Origin of the sequence: Streptomyces sp. NPDC057280 (genome assembly GCF_042668605.1) — a bacterium.
Classification (GTDB): Bacteria; Actinomycetota; Actinomycetes; order Streptomycetales; family Streptomycetaceae; genus Streptomyces.
Window position 1 is genome coordinate 492,925 of sequence record NZ_JBHUYR010000002.1, and the last position, 15,489, is coordinate 508,413.

Sequence of the window (15,489 nt, forward strand, 5' to 3'; positions counted from 1 at the left end):
AGCTGGTCCGATGGATAGGGTCCCGAACTAATGGCAGCAGGACGAGAGCGGCGCGCGGCAGCCGACACGTTCACGGCCCGGTTGAAGATGCAGTGGCACCGGGCCCGCGTCGGCCTGCGCAGAAGCGCCGTGGACTACTTCCGCGGGGACGGCTCGGACTGGGTCGCACTGGCCGGTCTGCTCCTCACCATCCCGCTGATCGCGGCCACCACCCTGATGAACTCGGTGTGGTGTTCACCGGCCGCGCTGGTCCTCCCGATCGTCGCGGGCGGACTGCTGCTGCGCCCGGCGAGCCTGCTCGGCCTGTACGCGGCGGCGGCGACGGCACTGATCGTGGAGTCGGTGCAGCTCGGCCCGTACACGGAGGGACCGTCGAGAGTCACCCCCGGCATTGTCCTCGTGGTGGCCGCCTGCGGGTTCTTCGGCCTGCTCATCGCCCAGTTCCGCAGCCGGGTCGGCGTGCCCTGGCGGCGCGGCGGCACCATGCTCTTCGACCTGCGCGAACGCATCCGCGTCCAGAGCAAGCTCCCCAAACTCCCGCCCGGCTGGCACCGCGAGATGGCCCTGCGCCCGGCGGGCGGCCAGTCCTTCTCCGGCGACTTCGTGGTCGCGGCCCGCACCAACGGCGGCCGCACGATGGAGGTCGTCCTCACGGACGTGTCCGGCAAGGGCATGGACGCGGGCAGCCGCGCCCTGCTCCTGTCCGGCGCCTTCGGCGGCCTCCTGGGCAGCCTGCCCCCGCACGCGTTCCTGCCCGCCGCCAACGGCTACCTCCTCCGCCAGGACTGGGACGAGGGCTTCGCCACCTCCATCCACCTGGTCCTGGACCTGGACTCCGGCGACTACGAGCTGTACTCCGCGGGCCATCCGCCGGGCCTCCAGCTCAGCGCGGGCAGCGGCCGCTGGGAGGAGAAGGCGGCGGAAGGCCCCCTCCTCGGGGTCTACGACGGCGCCCAGTTCGACCCCGTGAAGGGCACCCTGCGCCCCGGCGACGTCCTGATGCTCTTCACGGACGGTCTGGTGGAGACGTCGGACCGGGACATCGTCGAGGGCATAGACCGCCTGACCGGTGAAGCCGACCGCTATGTGGCCGGCGGCTTCCACGGCGCCGCCTGGCACCTGATCGAGGCAGTGGCGAAGGACGTCAACGACGACCGGGCCCTGCTCCTGATCTGCCGCGAGGGCCCGACGGCGGCGGCCCAGCCGACCCTGCCGTAGCCGCGCCGGGGCGGAGACCCCCCGAGGTGGGGTTTTCCCCCGCCCCGATCCGCCAGCCGCCCTCATCGCCCCGCCGCCCGCCGCTCCGTAGCGTCGAGTGCATGACCTCGGACCGGAAGAAATCCCCCATGTCCACCCCCGGCGACTGGGCCGTGGAACTCCACGGCGTCACCCGTCGCTACGGGCGTGGCCGCACCGCCGTGCACGCCCTCCGCGGTATCGACCTCACCCTCCCGCCGGGCAGTTTCACCGCGGTCATGGGCCCTTCCGGCTCCGGCAAGTCCACGTTCCTGCAGTGCGCGGCCGGCCTCGACCGCCCCACCGCCGGCACGGTCCGCCTCGGCGGCACGGAGATCACCGGCATGAAGGAGAACAAGCTCACCGCCCTGCGCCGCACCCGCCTCGGCTTCGTCTTCCAGGCCTTCAACCTGCTCCCGTCCCTCACGGTCGAGCAGAACGTCGCCCTCCCGACGCGCCTCGCGGGCCACCGCCCCGACCGCCGCCGCACCGCCGAGGTCCTCGCCCAGGTCGGCCTCGCCGACAAGGCCCGCCGCCGCCCCGGCCAGCTCTCCGGCGGCCAGCAGCAGCGCGTCGCCATCGCGCGCGCCCTCGTCACCCGCCCCGACGTGGTCTTCGCCGACGAACCGACCGGCGCCCTGGACACCACCACCGCCGCCGAGATCCTCGCCCTGCTCCGCCAGGCCGTCGACACCGAGCGCGCCACGGTCGTCATGGTCACCCACGACCCCACGGCGGCCTCCTGGGCCGACCGCGTCCTGTTCCTGGAGGACGGCGAACTCACCACTCACCTGGACCGCCCGACCCCGGACCAGATCGCCGCCCGCATGCAGACCCTCGCGGCCCGCCGCGACGACGTGAAGGCAGCGGCCTGATGCGTCCCAACGGCCTGGCCCGCGCGGCCCTCCGCTTCCGCCCCGCCGCGTTCGTGGGCACCTTCGTGGCCCTCGTCATGGCCGCCGCGATCGTGTCGGCCTGCGGCATCCTCCTGGAGACCGGCGTCCGCGCCGAGGTCCCGCCCGGCCGCTACGCGGGCGCCCCCGTCGTGGCCGCCGCCGACCAGCGGGCCCACTACGGCACGGGCGACAGCGCCGACAGCGAGCCGGTCCCCGACCGCGCCCGCCTCGACGCCGGCCTCGTCGCCGAGGCGGCCACCGCCCCCGGCGCCCGCACCGCCGTACCCGACGTCTCCTTCCCGGTCACCGGCCCGCATGGCCCCCTCACCGCCCACAACTGGTCCGCCACCGCCTTCACCGGCGAACGCCTCACCGCGGGCCGTGCCCCGGGTTCCGGCGAGGTGGTCCTGAACAAGGACCACGCGAAGGTCGGCGACCGCGTCACCCTCACCACCCCGGACGGCACCCACCCCTACCGCGTCTCCGGCACGACCACGGGAGTGGCCGGCGTCTGGTTCACCGACACGGAAGCCGTACGCGTGTCGGGGCACCCGGGCCGCATCGACGCCATCGCCGTCCTCCCGAAGCCCGGCGTCGCCACCGGCACTCTGGCGGCCCAGGTGGCCCACGCCCTGGGCGGTCGGGCCGAGATCCACACCGGGGACGACCGCGGCACCGTCGCGGACCCCGCCCTCGGCGAGGCCAAAGAGGTCCTCATCGGCATCGGCGGCTCCTTCGGCGGCATCGCCACGCTCGTCGCCATGTTCACGGCGGCCGGCACCATCGCCCTCGCGGTCGGCCAGCGCGCCCGGGAGTTCGCCCTGCTGCGCGCCATCGGCACCACCCCGCGCCAGATCCGCCGCACCATCGCCACCGAGACCCTCCTCGCCGCCCCGCTCGCGGCCGCCCTCGGCTGTCTGCCGGGCACGGCCCTCGCGGCCTGGTGGCTGGACCAGCTCCGCGACCGGGGCGCGGTCCCGGAGCAGGTCGACCTGGCCGTCTCCTGGATCCCCCTGGTCTCCGCCACCGGCGCCGTCCTCCTCACCGCCCTCCTCTCCGGCTACGTCGCCGCCCACCGCAGCTCCCGCATCAAGCCGGGCCAGGCGCTGAGCGAGGCGAGCGTGGAGCGGCTGCGCGTCGGCTGGATCCGCACCCCGCTCGGCCTCGCCGCGGTCGCCGGCGGGTTCGTCTGCGCGGCCCTGTCCGCCTCCCTCACCGGGGAGGACGCGGCCAACGCGGCGCTCGGCGTCGTCGTGCTCTTCATGCTCGCCGTGGGCCTGCTCGGCCCGCTGGTGGCCCGCGCCTGCGCGGCCCTGTTCGGCCTCCCGCTGCGCGGCGCAAGCGCCTCCGCGGCCCTGGCCGCCGCCAACTCCCGTACCAACGCCCGCCGTCTGGCCTCCGCGATCACCCCGATCGTGCTGGCGATGGCGTTCTCGTCCGTCCTGGTCTTCCTGCACACCAGCGAGGACCACGTCACCGCCCAGCAGCAGCGCGACGGCATCACCGCCGACCACATCGTCACCGCCCCGGACGGCGGCCCGGGCCTCGCTCCCGATGCCGTACGACGGGCCGCGGGCACCCCCGAAGTGACCGCCGCCGTGGGCCTGTTGAAGACCTCCGTGCTGGTCCCCGGCGCGGGCGGCACCCTGGAGGCGGCCACCGCGCAGGGCGTCACCGGCTCCGCCCGCGACCTGGCCGCCGTACAGGATCTGGACGTCAAGGCGGGCCGTCTGTCCCTCGGGCAGGGCGAGATCGCGGTCGACGCGTCCCTCGCCGACACCGCGGACGTCCGGGTCGGCGACCGCCTCCACCTCCGCCTCCCCGACGGCACGAAGGCCGCGCCGCGGGTCGTGGCGACGTACGGCCGCGGCCTGGGCCTCGCCCAAGTCACCCTGAGCCGTGCCGACCTGGCCCGCCACGTCACCTCCGCCTACGACACGGAACTGTGGACCAAGGGCGGCACGGCCGCCGCCCTGAAGGCGCTCGGCACGGTCCAGGACCGCGCCGGCTACACCACCGCCCAGTCCGTGGACCGCGAGCTCAACGCCTGGGCGAACAACCTCATGGCGGCCGTCCTCGGCGGCTTCGCGGCCGTCGCCGCCGTCAACACCCTGGTGATGACGGTCCTCGACCGCCGCCGCGAACTCGGCACGCTCCGCCTCATCGGCTCCACCCGCCGCCAGGTGCTGCGGATGATCCGCTGGGAGGCCCTGCTGGTCGCCCTCGCGGGCATCGCCCTCGGCACCGCGATCGCCCTCGCCACCCTGGTGCCGATGATGAACGGCCTGACGGGACAGGGCCCTTACATCCCGCCCCTGACCTACGGAGCCTTCGCGGGAGGAATCCTCGCACTGGGTCTGACCGCGGTCACCCTCCCGGCCAGGGCGGCGCTGCGCGGGGAGACACTGGACGAGTGACCGAACCACTGACGCTCGCCGAGATCGAGGCCCTCGCCCGCACCGCCCACGAGGGCCAGACCGACAAGGCCGGACGCCCCTACGCCGAACACCTCCAGGCCGTCGCCGAGGGCGTCCGTGCCCGGGGCGGCGACGCCGACCAGATCGCGGCGGCCTGGCTGCACGACGCCGTCGAGGACGACGCCCTCTCCGAACTGTGGCTGACCGAGGCCGCCCTGAGCCAACGCACGAAGGACATCGTGCGCGCGCTCACCAAGCGAGCGGGGGAGCCACCCGAGACATACGCGGCCCGAATCCTGGCCACCCCGGGTGCCGTACTGGTGAAGGAGGCGGACCTGGCCCACAACGCGGACCCGGCCCGCCTGGCGATGCTGGACGCCCCAACCCGCAACCGCCTGACCGAGAAGTACGCAAACATGCGCGAACTTCTAGCTCTCAACTCCGGTCCTGCAACGCCCTAAGGGGCGCGGGGAACTGCGCGACCAGCCACAGCGGAGCCGCAGCCGAACGAGAAAGCAACTACGCCGGCACCTTCTCGCGAAGCTCCCGCTTCTGCCGCTCCCGCGCCACCTCCGCGGCGTCCCTCTTGAACGCCCACTCCATCTTCGGCTCCATCGCGAACCGGAACACCCGCCGCACCGGCGCGGTGCACAGCACCGTGACGACCGCGGCGGCGACCAGGCTCACGAAGATCTCACCAGCCGGCCGGTGCAGCCACGTGTGGTCGAACCAGCCCTGGTAGTCACCGGCCTTCACCAGGAAGCCGTGCAGCAGATAGCCGTAGAGCGTGCCCGCCCCGAGCGCCGTGAACCACATCTTCCGGCGCGGCACCCAGGCGAAGAAGCAGGCGGTCAGCAGCAGCGAGCAGCCGAACATCGCGAGCACCATCACCGGACCGACCCACCACGGGGCGCCCAGGTCCTGGGCGGCGTCCCGGTGGTAGAACCACGCGGTGTTCATGCGGGGCACCGCCCACCAGCCGACGGCCAGCGCGGCCGCGAACACCGGCACGGCCAGGATGCGCATCCGCCAGGTGCGCACCCGGTGGAAGTGCTGGGCCTTCATGCACAGCCCGAGGACGAAGTACGGCAGGAACTGCAGCACCCGCTGGAGGTCCAGGTCGTTGCCGATCGACGGCGCCACGGACGCCAGCATGGCGATGCCGAGGGCGAAGGGGAGCGGCCAGCGGATCATCTTCAGGATCGGGGTGCACATCCGCCAGACGAACAACGCGCACAGGAACCAGGTCAGATACCAGGGGTCGAGCAGGCTGATGTCCTTGCCGGGGTCGTCGCCCGCCGTGCGCTCGAAGAGGACGTACGCCGTCTCGAACAGGATGTACGGCACGGCCACGCCCGTGATCAGCCGCTTGAGCCGGTCGGGGCGCATGTCGAAACTGCGCGAGAAGAAGCCGGAGATGATGATGAACGCCGGCATGTGGAAGGAGTACACGACCGTGTACGCGCCCTCCAGGATGCGGCTGTCGCCCTTGAGCGGCTCCCAGGCGTGGCCGACCGCGACGAGCACGATCGCCAGGTACTTGGCGTTGTCGAAGAACGCGTCACGCTGCTTGCCCTGTGGCTTGGGCCGAGGCTGCTGCTGAGCGAGCGGTGAGCGGGGGCTCGGCACTCCGGGTGCCGACGACTGTGCCGGCGGGAGCGGCACGCGGGGCGAGGCGGCGTGGAACATCTGAGGCACCCTAGCGTTGTCTGTGCGATTTCGTAAAACCGGCCACGTCATTCCTGGTTATCGGCTTCGGGTACCCGATATTTCGGCAAGCCGACGCCATTTTCCACGTGACGGTGAACACAGCGAATGGATAGGCCCAGTCGTCACCGCAAGGGTCGTATTGGTGTGATTCATCCCGACTAAATAGGGCATATGACCAGCAGGCGACTACGGCGGAATGTCCGCTTCCTGCACGGTGGTTGGGGCTGCCGCTCATTTTCGAATTAGCTGCGAACGGGATGTGTGGAGACCGAAACGATACGGTCGAATTCCCTGTGCGATCCGCACGTGAGCGCGCGCTCGAATTGCTGTGCGGAACTTGGGGTGTTGGCCACGGACCCGGACGGCACCGCACAGTTCGGGCACAGGAGTGGTCAACGATGTCTCACCTGCCGCATACAGCGGCTTGGTTGGTGGCACGATGGTTCTGGCGGGGGTGCGCGGGGCTGGCACCCCCGGGCCGGGAGAGCGGACCGACCTAGGGTGTGATCAGTTGTGGCCATTTCGCTGTCAGTGGTGCTGCTGTTGGCGATCATCATGGTGGTGTTGATCCGTGGCGGGTCCCTCAAGGCAGGACCGGCGATCGTGGCCGTGCTGTTCGGCTTCTTCCTCGCCTCGACAGGCATGGCCGACGACATCCAGCGCTTCCTCAACTCGATAGCGGAGACGATCAACTCGATCCAGTTCTGACCCCGTTGGACCACCGGGCTAGGCTGACCAGCCCGGTCACGGGGGCCGGTGACGGACGGGGGGACGTACGGGGATGGCGCTGCGCGACTCGGACCCGGTGGAGGTGGGCGGTTACCGCATCGAGGACCGGCTGGGCAGCGGGGGCATGGGCGTGGTCTATCTCGCCCGCTCCGCCTCCGGCCGCCGCCTCGCGGTCAAGGTGGTGCACGGCCAGTACGCGGACGACGACGAGTTCCGCGCCCGGTTCCGCCGCGAGGTGGACGCCGCCCGCCAGGTCAGCGGCGCCTTCACCGCACCCGTGGTGGACGCGGACGCCGACGCGCCGCGCCCCTGGATGGCCACGCTCTACATACCGGGCGCCGACCTCGGCACCCACATCCGCGTCAACGGCCCGCTGCCGCCCTCCCGCGCACGGGAGTTGGCCGCCGGACTCGCCGAAGCCCTGCGTGACATCCACCGCGCCGGCGTCGTCCACCGGGACCTGAAGCCGGCCAACGTGATGCTCGCCGAGGACGGCCCCCGCGTCATCGACTTCGGCATCTCCCGCGCCACCGGGCTCGGCGCCTCCGACGCGCTCACACAGACCGGCCGCGTGATGGGCACGCCGCCCTTCATGTCCCCGGAGCAGTTCTCCGCCCCGCACGAGGTGGGCCCCGCGGCGGACATCTTCTCCCTCGGCGCGGTGGTCGCCTTCGCCGCCTCCGGCAAGGGTCCCTTCGACAGCCCGAGCCCGTACGAGACGGCGATCCGCGTGGTGGAAGGCACCCCGGAACTCACCGACGTACCGGAGGAGTTGCTCCCCTTCATCCACCTCTGCCTGGAGAAGGAACCCAAGTCCCGCCCCAGCGCGGACGAATTGCTGCGCCTCCTGCGCGACGGCACCCTGCCCGCCTCCGGCCCCCCGACCCTCGTCGACGCCCCGCGCCCCCGCCGGCGCCGCGGCCGTCTCTGGCTGCTCACCGCCCTCGGCACGGCCCTCGTCGCGGCCGTGGCCACCACCACCCTCGCTCTCACCGGTGACGAGGCCGCCGACCCGGGACGGCTCCCCGCCGGCTGGGAGGCCTGGCACCGGCAGGCGAAGGACCCCAGTGTCGACAAGGACCCGATGGGCCCCACCGCCCTCTTCAACCGCTGCGTCGCCTCCGGCACCTCCCTGGTCTGCGCGGGCGACGAGATCATGGCCACCCGCTTCGCCCTCGCCGACGGCGCCAACACCTGGGGCCGGCCCATGGACCCGACCGCCGAGGACTCCGACTTCGGCAGCAGCAGCTCCGGCGCGGGCACGATCATCGGCGCCCACGACGGCCGCGTGTACGTCTACGGCACCGACGACCGGCCCGGCAAAGGCGAGGCGGCGTACGCGACCCGCTACTCGATCCAGGCCCTGGACGCCGAGACCGGCGAGGTCGCCTGGAAGACCGTCACCGCTGACGGCACGGACGGCACCGAGCCGAGCAGCGACCAGGGCGCCTCCGCCGCCGTCCCCGCAGGCGTCGTCACCGTCTACGGCAGGACGGGCAACCAGTACGCCCTCCTCGACGCCGGGACCGGCGAGGTCCGCTGGAAGCGCCCCCTGCCGAACCCCAACCGGTACATGACCCTGCTCCGCGCTGTCGGCGGACAGGCGTACCTGCTCACCGCGAAGTACACGTCCGACGTCATCGAGAACACCAGCGTCAGCCAGCTCGACCCGGCCACCGGAAAGCCCCGCTGGACCGTGAAGCTCAAGGGCGACGCCGACATCGTCGGCCACCGCGACGGGCGCCTGCTCCTCCTCAACACCACCGGCGTCCGCCGCACCCTGACCCTGATCAAGACGTCCACGCACATCGTCACCACGGTGAAGCTCGCCAAGCCCCAGCCCGAGGCCGCGACCCCCACCCTCACGGGCGGCACCCTCTACTTCACGCTCTCCAACGGCGGCGTCCGCGCGGTCGACCCGGACACCGGCCGCCAGCTGTGGGAGGGCAACTCCGGCGTGGAGCTCGCCGGCCCGCCCACGGCCTCCCGCACCCACCTGTACCTGGCGTCCCCCAGCGGCCGCCTCGCCGCCGTCAACCGGACGACCGGCAAGGTCGACGGCACCCTCGATGGCCGAGACGAGGCCGCCGTGGACGGCTCCCCGACCGGCGCCCCCCTCACCTTGGTGGGCGACGCCCTCTACGTCCCGTACGGCCTGCGCTCGGTCTACACGGTCGACGTACGGACCCTCTGACCAGGTACGACGGCCCTGTACGACGAAAGGGCCCGGTTCCCCAGGAACCGGGCCCTCAACATCGAACAGAGCGGGCGACGGGAATCGAACCCGCGTAGCTAGTTTGGAAGACTAGGGCTCTACCATTGAGCTACGCCCGCACGCGACGCGCCGCAGGTCAGGTGACCGCGGCACAGAAGGCATCGTAGCGGGTCGGCCCCCCTCGCCGCACACCCCGGTCCACCTTGCCGCGCGGCCCCGTAAATGCGGCGATCCCATGGCCTGCGGGCATGTACCCTACGTGTCGCACCAGACGGGGTGTGGCGCAGCTTGGTAGCGCGTCCGCTTTGGGAGCGGAAGGCCGTGGGTTCAAATCCCGCCACCCCGACCACCTTTCTTGATCGCCTTTTGGGGCGTGTCGTGGCTGCGGTTACTATGCAAGCTGCATGCCCGTGTGTCTCTCGTCCGACCCCGACGACATCCTCCGGGCGGCGAATCCGCCGGAGCCGTTCTGGCCCCGGCAGAATCCAAGAAGTCAGCCACAAGGAGACCGAACCGTGAAGAGCGCCGTTGAGAACCTGAACCCGACGCGGGTTCGGCTCACTGTCGAGGTGCCCTTCGAGGAGCTCAAGGACAGCCTCGACGCGGCGTACAAGAAGATCAACCAGCAGGTCACGGTGAAGGGCTTCCGCAAGGGCAAGATCCCGGCCCGCGTCATCGACCAGCGGTTCGGCCGCGGTGCGGTCCTGGAGGAGGCGGTCAACGACGCGCTTCCGAAGTTCTACACCGAGGCGGTCAACGAGGCCGACCTGGACGTCCTCGGCCAGCCCGAGGTCGACATCACGGAGCTGAAGGACGGCGACACGCTGAACTTCACCGCCGAGGTCGACATCCGCCCCGCCCTGGAGATCCCGGACTTCTCCGGCATCGAGGTCGAGGTCGACGCCGTCGAGGTCACCGACGAGGACGTCGACAAGTCCGTCGAGCAGCTCCGTGAGCGCTTCGCCTCCACCTCCCCGGTCGAGCGCGCCGCCGAGGACGGCGACGTCGTCACGATCGACCTGGAGGCCAAGGTCGACGGAGAGGTCCTCGAGGACGGCATCGCCAACGGTGTCTCCTACACCATCGGCTCCGGCGAGCTCCTCGACGGCATCGACGACGCCGTGAAGGGCCTGGAGGCCGGGGCCGAGGCCACCTTCACCTCCGAGCTCAAGGGCGGCTCCGCGGCCGGCAAGGAGGCCGAGGTCACCGTCAAGGTCACCCAGGTCGCCGCCCGCGAACTGCCCGAGCTGGACGACGAGTTCGCGCAGCTCGCCTCCGAGTTCGACACCCTGGAGGAGCTGAAGGCCGACAGCCGCAAGCGCCTCGAGAACATGAAGCAGTACGACCAGGCCACCCAGGCCCAGGAGCGCGTCCTGGAGAAGCTCCTGGAGCTCGTCGAGGTGCCCGTCCCCGAGAAGCTCCTCGAGGACGAGATCAACACCCGCAAGCACAACCTGGAGCACCACCAGCTCGGCCAGATGGGCCTCGACCTCGAGAAGTACCTCGAGATCCAGGGCAAGACGGCCGAGGAGTTCGACGCCGAGACCAAGGAAGCCGCGGTCAAGGGCATCAAGACCCAGTTCGTCCTGGACGCCCTGGTCAAGCGCGAGAAGCTGAACGTGAACCAGGAGGAGCTCACCGAGCACCTCATGCGCCGCGCCGCCTCCTCCGGCATGTCCCCCGACCAGTTCGCGCAGGCGGTCGTCGAGGGCGGCCAGGTTCCGCTCCTCGTCGGCGAGGTCGCCCGCGGCAAGGCCCTGGCCGTCGTGGTCGAGGCCGCCACGGTGAAGGACACCAACGGCGAGGTCATCGACCTCGACGACGAGGACGAGGTCGAGGAGGCCGCCGAGGTCGCCGCCGAGGCCACCGAGGCCGACGCCACCGAGGCCGACACCGAGAAGACCGAGGGCTGAGCCCACGGCACCTCGTAGGTCGTAGGACGGGCCCCGGGTCACTCATGACCCGGGGCCCGTTCGCCTTCCCGCCGGGACACCCGCGCGCTACGCCCCCGGCGAACAGCCCGGTATCCGGGATTCCCCGAAGGGACCAGCGCGTTAGGGTCCATGAATACGAGGGGAGTGGAGTCCCCGAGCGGCTCCAAGCCCCGCAGGGAACACGCAGGGAAACGTGAGACGGCCCGGCGCCGTCGTAAGACGAGCAGGTGGATACGTGACGAATCTGATGCCCTCCGCCGCCGGCGAGCCTTCCATCGGTGGTGGCCTCGGCGACCAGGTCTACAACCGGCTGCTCAACGAGCGGATCATCTTCCTCGGCCAGCCGGTCGACGACGACATCGCGAACAAGATCACCGCACAGCTGCTGCTCCTTGCCGCGGACCCGGACAAGGACATCTACCTCTACATCAACAGCCCGGGCGGTTCGATCACGGCCGGCATGGCGATCTACGACACCATGCAGTACATCAAGAACGACGTGGTGACCATCGCCATGGGTCTCGCCGCCTCCATGGGGCAGTTCCTGCTCAGCGCGGGCACCCCCGGCAAGCGCTTCGCGCTGCCGAACGCCGAGATCCTGATCCACCAGCCGTCCGCCGGCCTCGCCGGCTCGGCCTCGGACATCAAGATCCACGCCGAGCGGCTGCTGCACACCAAGAAGCGCATGGCCGAGCTCACCTCGCAGCACACCGGCCAGTCGTTCGAGCAGATCACCCGCGACTCCGACCGCGACCGCTGGTTCGACGCGGAGGAGGCCAAGGAGTACGGCCTCATCGACGAGGTCATCACCACGGCCGCCAACATGCCGGGCGGCGGCGGCACCGGGGCCTGAGCCCCACCGCAGGGCCCGCAGCGGCCCGCAGAGCCCCCAGCCGACCGCCTCAGCTCCTAGGAGACAGACAGTGAACGACTTCCCCGGCAGCGGCCTCTACGCCCGCACCGAGGCCGAGTACACCGGCCCGCGGGCCGAGTCCCGGTACGTGATCCCGCGCTTCGTCGAGCGCACCTCGCAGGGCATTCGTGAGTACGACCCGTACGCGAAGCTCTTCGAGGAGCGCGTGATCTTCCTCGGCGTCCAGATCGACGACGCCTCCGCCAACGACGTCATGGCGCAGCTGCTGTGCCTGGAGTCGATGGACCCCGACCGGGACATCTCGGTCTACATCAACAGCCCGGGCGGCTCCTTCACCGCCCTCACGGCGATCTACGACACGATGCAGTTCGTGAAGCCCGACATCCAGACGGTCTGCATGGGCCAGGCGGCCTCCGCCGCCGCGATCCTGCTGGCCGCGGGTACGCCGGGCAAGCGCATGGCGCTGCCGAACGCCCGCGTCCTGATCCACCAGCCGTACAGCGAGACGGGCCGCGGCCAGGTCTCCGACCTGGAGATCGCCGCCAACGAGATCCTGCGGATGCGCGCGCAGCTGGAGGAGATGCTGGCCAAGCACTCCACCACGCCAATCGAGAAGATCCGCGAGGACATCGAGCGCGACAAGATCCTCACGGCCGAGGAGGCGCTCGCCTACGGTCTGGTCGACCAGATCATCTCCACCCGGAAGATGAACAACTCCGCAGTCCGCTGACGCGGCTGCTGTATCGTCTGCCGCCCCTTGGCATGGTTCGTGTGCTTTGACACGCTGCACGTCAAAGTGAACCCGGCCAAGGGGGGCCCGAACGGGGGGCCAGGCAAGGTACCGTCGGATTAAGGCAGCACCAGGAGCCGCTGGATTCGAAAGCGTCCAGTCGTCTCCCAGGCGAAGGGGAAGCACACCGTGGCACGCATCGGTGACGGCGGCGATCTGCTCAAGTGCTCGTTCTGCGGCAAGAGCCAGAAGCAGGTCAAGAAGCTCATCGCAGGGCCCGGTGTCTACATCTGCGACGAGTGCATCGATCTCTGCAACGAGATCATCGAGGAAGAACTCGCGGAGACCAGCGAGGTGCGCTGGGAAGAACTCCCCAAGCCCCGCGAGATCTACGAGTTCCTCGAGGGCTACGTGGTGGGCCAGGAGGCGGCGAAGAAGGCCCTCTCCGTCGCGGTCTACAACCACTACAAGCGCGTCCAGGCCGGCGAGAACGGCGGCGGCAACGGCCGTGACGACGCGATCGAGTTGGCGAAGTCCAACATCCTGCTGCTCGGCCCCACGGGCTCGGGCAAGACGCTGCTGGCCCAGACACTGGCCCGCATGCTGAACGTCCCCTTCGCGATCGCGGACGCGACGGCGCTCACGGAGGCGGGTTACGTCGGCGAGGACGTCGAGAACATCCTCCTGAAGCTCATCCAGGCGGCGGACTACGACGTCAAGAAGGCCGAGACGGGCATCATCTACATCGATGAGATCGACAAGGTCGCGAGGAAGAGTGAAAACCCCTCCATCACCCGCGACGTGAGCGGCGAGGGCGTCCAGCAGGCCCTCCTGAAGATCCTGGAAGGCACCACGGCCTCGGTTCCCCCGCAGGGCGGCCGCAAGCACCCCCACCAGGAGTTCATCCAGATCGACACGACGAACGTCCTGTTCATCGTGGGCGGTGCCTTCGCGGGCCTGGAGAAGATCATCGAGTCGCGGGCCGGCGCCAAGGGCATCGGCTTCGGCGCGACGATCCGCTCCAAGCGCGAGCTGGAGGCCAAGGACCAGTTCGAGGACGTCATGCCGGAGGACCTGGTGAAGTTCGGGATGATCCCCGAGTTCATCGGCCGCCTCCCGGTCATCACCTCGGTCCACAACCTCGACCGCGAGGCCCTGCTCCAGATCCTGGTGGAGCCCCGCAACGCGCTCGTGAAGCAGTACCAGCGCCTCTTCGAACTCGACGGCGTGGAGCTGGACTTCGAGCGCGAGGCCCTGGAAGCCATCGCCGACCAGGCCATCCTCCGCCAGACCGGCGCGCGCGGCCTGCGCGCCATCATGGAGGAAGTCCTCCAGGGCGTGATGTACGAAATCCCGTCCCGCAAGGACGTGGCCCGCGTCGTCATCACGGCGGACGTGGTCCACTCCAACGTCAACCCGACCCTGATCCCGCGGGATGCGCGGGGCGGACGGGGGTCTGGGGAGGCGAAGACGGCGTAGCCCGTCCCGTACACACACGAAGGCACCCGGCGAGGTTTCGCCGGGTGCCTTCGTCGTACCGGGTGCCGCTTCACGTCTCGGACGTTGACCGGCCCCGATCACGATCGATGTCGCCCTGAACCACGCGAGCGCCGCCTGTCGACCGGCCTGAGGATGCATCCGCTGAAACGACGGCGGGGCGCCCCCGGTCCTTCCAGGGCGCCCCGCGGTGCGGACAAGGCTGCGGTCAGGCCTTGACGCGGACTTCCTTGCGGAGCTTCGCGGTGAGCTCGGCGTCGGCCGCCGGGTCGCTGCTCTTGCCTGCCGCGAGGCTGGCGAACTCCATCGGCATGACGAAGCCGAGCGTGCTGTGGTCGCCCCAGATGCAGATCGTCATCGACATCTCCTTCGGCTCGCCCGCGGCGGCCTCGGAGTTGTCGACCTTCGCCTGCTGGCACTTGAGGACGGCGCCGTCGAGCGAGGCCGGTTCGTACGCCTTCGGCTCGCCGACCAGGGAGACGTCCTCGCCGTCTTCCTTCTTGCTCTCCTGCTTCATGTGGGCGAACATCGCGTCCACGGTCTTCTCGGGGTCGTCGATCGTGCCGTAGACGCCGCCGAAGTTGATCATCTTCTGGCTCAGCGGGTTCGACTCGTCACCGGCGGTGTACCCGGCGCTGACGTCCTTGGGGTCCTGCACGCCCCACTTCTCGGCGTCCTTCATGTCGCTCTCGGTGAAGGTGTCGCTGTCGCTCTCCGACTTCTTGTACTCCGTGAGCACGGTCGCCGGCGTCGTCAGCTTGTGGGGACCGTCATCGGCGATGTCCGACCCGCTGCCGCTGCTGCTTCCCTTGAGCAGCAGCGCCGCCGCCACCGCAATAGCCGCCACCACAGCCACCGCGCCGATGATGATGCCCAGCTTCTTCTTGCCGCCACCCGGCGCCGGGGGCTGCGGGACTCCGTAGGGGGCCTGGCCGTAAGGGGGCTGGCCGTACGGCGGGGTCTGGGGCGGCACGCCCTGCGGGGGCTGCTGCGGGTAGCCGTAGCCCGGCTGGGGTGCGGTCGGCTGCTGAGGGTAGCCATAGCCGGGCTGGGGGGCCTGCGGCGGCTGCTGGCCGTAGGGGCCCGGCTGGCCGTACGGGCCGGGCTGCTGGGGCTGCCCGCCGTACGGGCCCGGCTGGTTGTAGCTCATTACTGGGTTCCCCTCCAGATACTTATGTGTTCCTGACATCCTGGCGCAGGCCCGGCGCGCGCAACGCATCGGGGGGCGCACCGTTACAGAACAAACGCGTT

The 15,489-nt window shown here is 70.5% G+C and carries 12 protein-coding genes and 2 tRNA genes; 11 read left to right on the forward strand and 3 right to left on the reverse strand.

From position 1 onward, the window contains the following. The first annotated feature begins 30 nt into the window (after nt 1-30). From ACFUO4_RS12835 to ACFUO4_RS12850, 4 genes are all read left to right on the forward strand, one after another. On the forward strand, nt 31-1,218 hold the full coding sequence (locus tag ACFUO4_RS12835) for a PP2C family protein-serine/threonine phosphatase (RefSeq protein WP_079312318.1): 1,188 nt from the start codon (nt 31-33) through the stop codon (nt 1,216-1,218). A 101-nt stretch (nt 1,219-1,319) separates the two neighbouring features. After that, nucleotides 1,320-2,111, forward strand: coding sequence for an ABC transporter ATP-binding protein (locus tag ACFUO4_RS12840; protein ID WP_383483358.1), 792 nt, complete (start codon nt 1,320-1,322; stop codon nt 2,109-2,111). Beyond that, nucleotides 2,111-4,549, forward strand: coding sequence for an FtsX-like permease family protein (locus ACFUO4_RS12845; protein ID WP_383483361.1), 2,439 nt, complete (start codon nt 2,111-2,113; stop codon nt 4,547-4,549). The genes ACFUO4_RS12840 and ACFUO4_RS12845 overlap by 1 nt, the downstream gene beginning before the upstream one ends. Next, entirely contained in the window at nt 4,546-5,010 is a 465-nt protein-coding gene (locus ACFUO4_RS12850; RefSeq protein ID WP_383483364.1) for an HD domain-containing protein, read from the forward strand. The genes ACFUO4_RS12845 and ACFUO4_RS12850 overlap by 4 nt, the downstream gene beginning before the upstream one ends. A 58-nt stretch (nt 5,011-5,068) precedes the next feature. Here ACFUO4_RS12850 and ACFUO4_RS12855 read toward each other — a convergent pair whose 3' ends face one another. Further along, on the reverse strand, nt 5,069-6,238 hold the full coding sequence (locus ACFUO4_RS12855) for an acyltransferase family protein (protein ID WP_079312312.1): 1,170 nt from the start codon (nt 6,236-6,238) through the stop codon (nt 5,069-5,071). Between the two features lie 534 nt (nt 6,239-6,772). Here ACFUO4_RS12855 and ACFUO4_RS12860 point away from each other — a divergent pair. After that, a complete protein-coding gene (locus tag ACFUO4_RS12860; protein ID WP_079312310.1) occupies nt 6,773-6,967 on the forward strand; it encodes a hypothetical protein in 195 nt (64 codons plus the stop codon). 73 nt (nt 6,968-7,040) lie between these two features. After that, nucleotides 7,041-9,182: a serine/threonine-protein kinase gene (locus ACFUO4_RS12865; protein WP_383483369.1), complete on the forward strand. Its 2,142-nt coding sequence runs from the start codon at nt 7,041-7,043 to the stop codon at nt 9,180-9,182. A 69-nt stretch (nt 9,183-9,251) separates the two neighbouring features. On the opposite strand, the gene ACFUO4_RS12870 is transcribed toward ACFUO4_RS12865, so the two are convergent. Beyond that, nucleotides 9,252-9,322, reverse strand: a tRNA-Gly gene (locus ACFUO4_RS12870). A 153-nt stretch (nt 9,323-9,475) separates the two neighbouring features. Here ACFUO4_RS12870 and ACFUO4_RS12875 point away from each other — a divergent pair. The 5 genes from ACFUO4_RS12875 (at nt 9,476) to clpX (ending at nt 14,220) form a co-directional block, all read left to right on the forward strand. Then, nucleotides 9,476-9,552 (forward strand) — tRNA-Pro (locus ACFUO4_RS12875). Nucleotides 9,553-9,718: 166 nt separating this feature from the next. Continuing rightward, complete coding sequence (tig, locus tag ACFUO4_RS12880) at nt 9,719-11,116, forward strand: trigger factor (protein WP_383483372.1); 1,398 nt, start codon at nt 9,719-9,721, stop codon at nt 11,114-11,116. Nucleotides 11,117-11,384: 268 nt separating this feature from the next. Continuing rightward, nucleotides 11,385-11,990, forward strand: coding sequence for an ATP-dependent Clp protease proteolytic subunit (locus tag ACFUO4_RS12885; protein ID WP_079311141.1), 606 nt, complete (start codon nt 11,385-11,387; stop codon nt 11,988-11,990). Nucleotides 11,991-12,060: 70 nt separating this feature from the next. Beyond that, the gene (locus tag ACFUO4_RS12890) at nt 12,061-12,741 is read left to right on the forward strand and encodes an ATP-dependent Clp protease proteolytic subunit (RefSeq protein ID WP_079311142.1); all 681 of its coding nucleotides are present in this window, start codon (nt 12,061-12,063) and stop codon (nt 12,739-12,741) included. A gap of 189 nt (nt 12,742-12,930) precedes the next feature. Next, nucleotides 12,931-14,220, forward strand: coding sequence for an ATP-dependent Clp protease ATP-binding subunit ClpX (clpX, locus tag ACFUO4_RS12895; protein ID WP_079311143.1), 1,290 nt, complete (start codon nt 12,931-12,933; stop codon nt 14,218-14,220). Between the two features lie 226 nt (nt 14,221-14,446). Here clpX and ACFUO4_RS12900 read toward each other — a convergent pair whose 3' ends face one another. Further along, complete coding sequence (locus tag ACFUO4_RS12900) at nt 14,447-15,388, reverse strand: hypothetical protein (protein WP_383483377.1); 942 nt, start codon at nt 15,386-15,388, stop codon at nt 14,447-14,449. Nucleotides 15,389-15,489 lie beyond the last annotated feature (101 nt).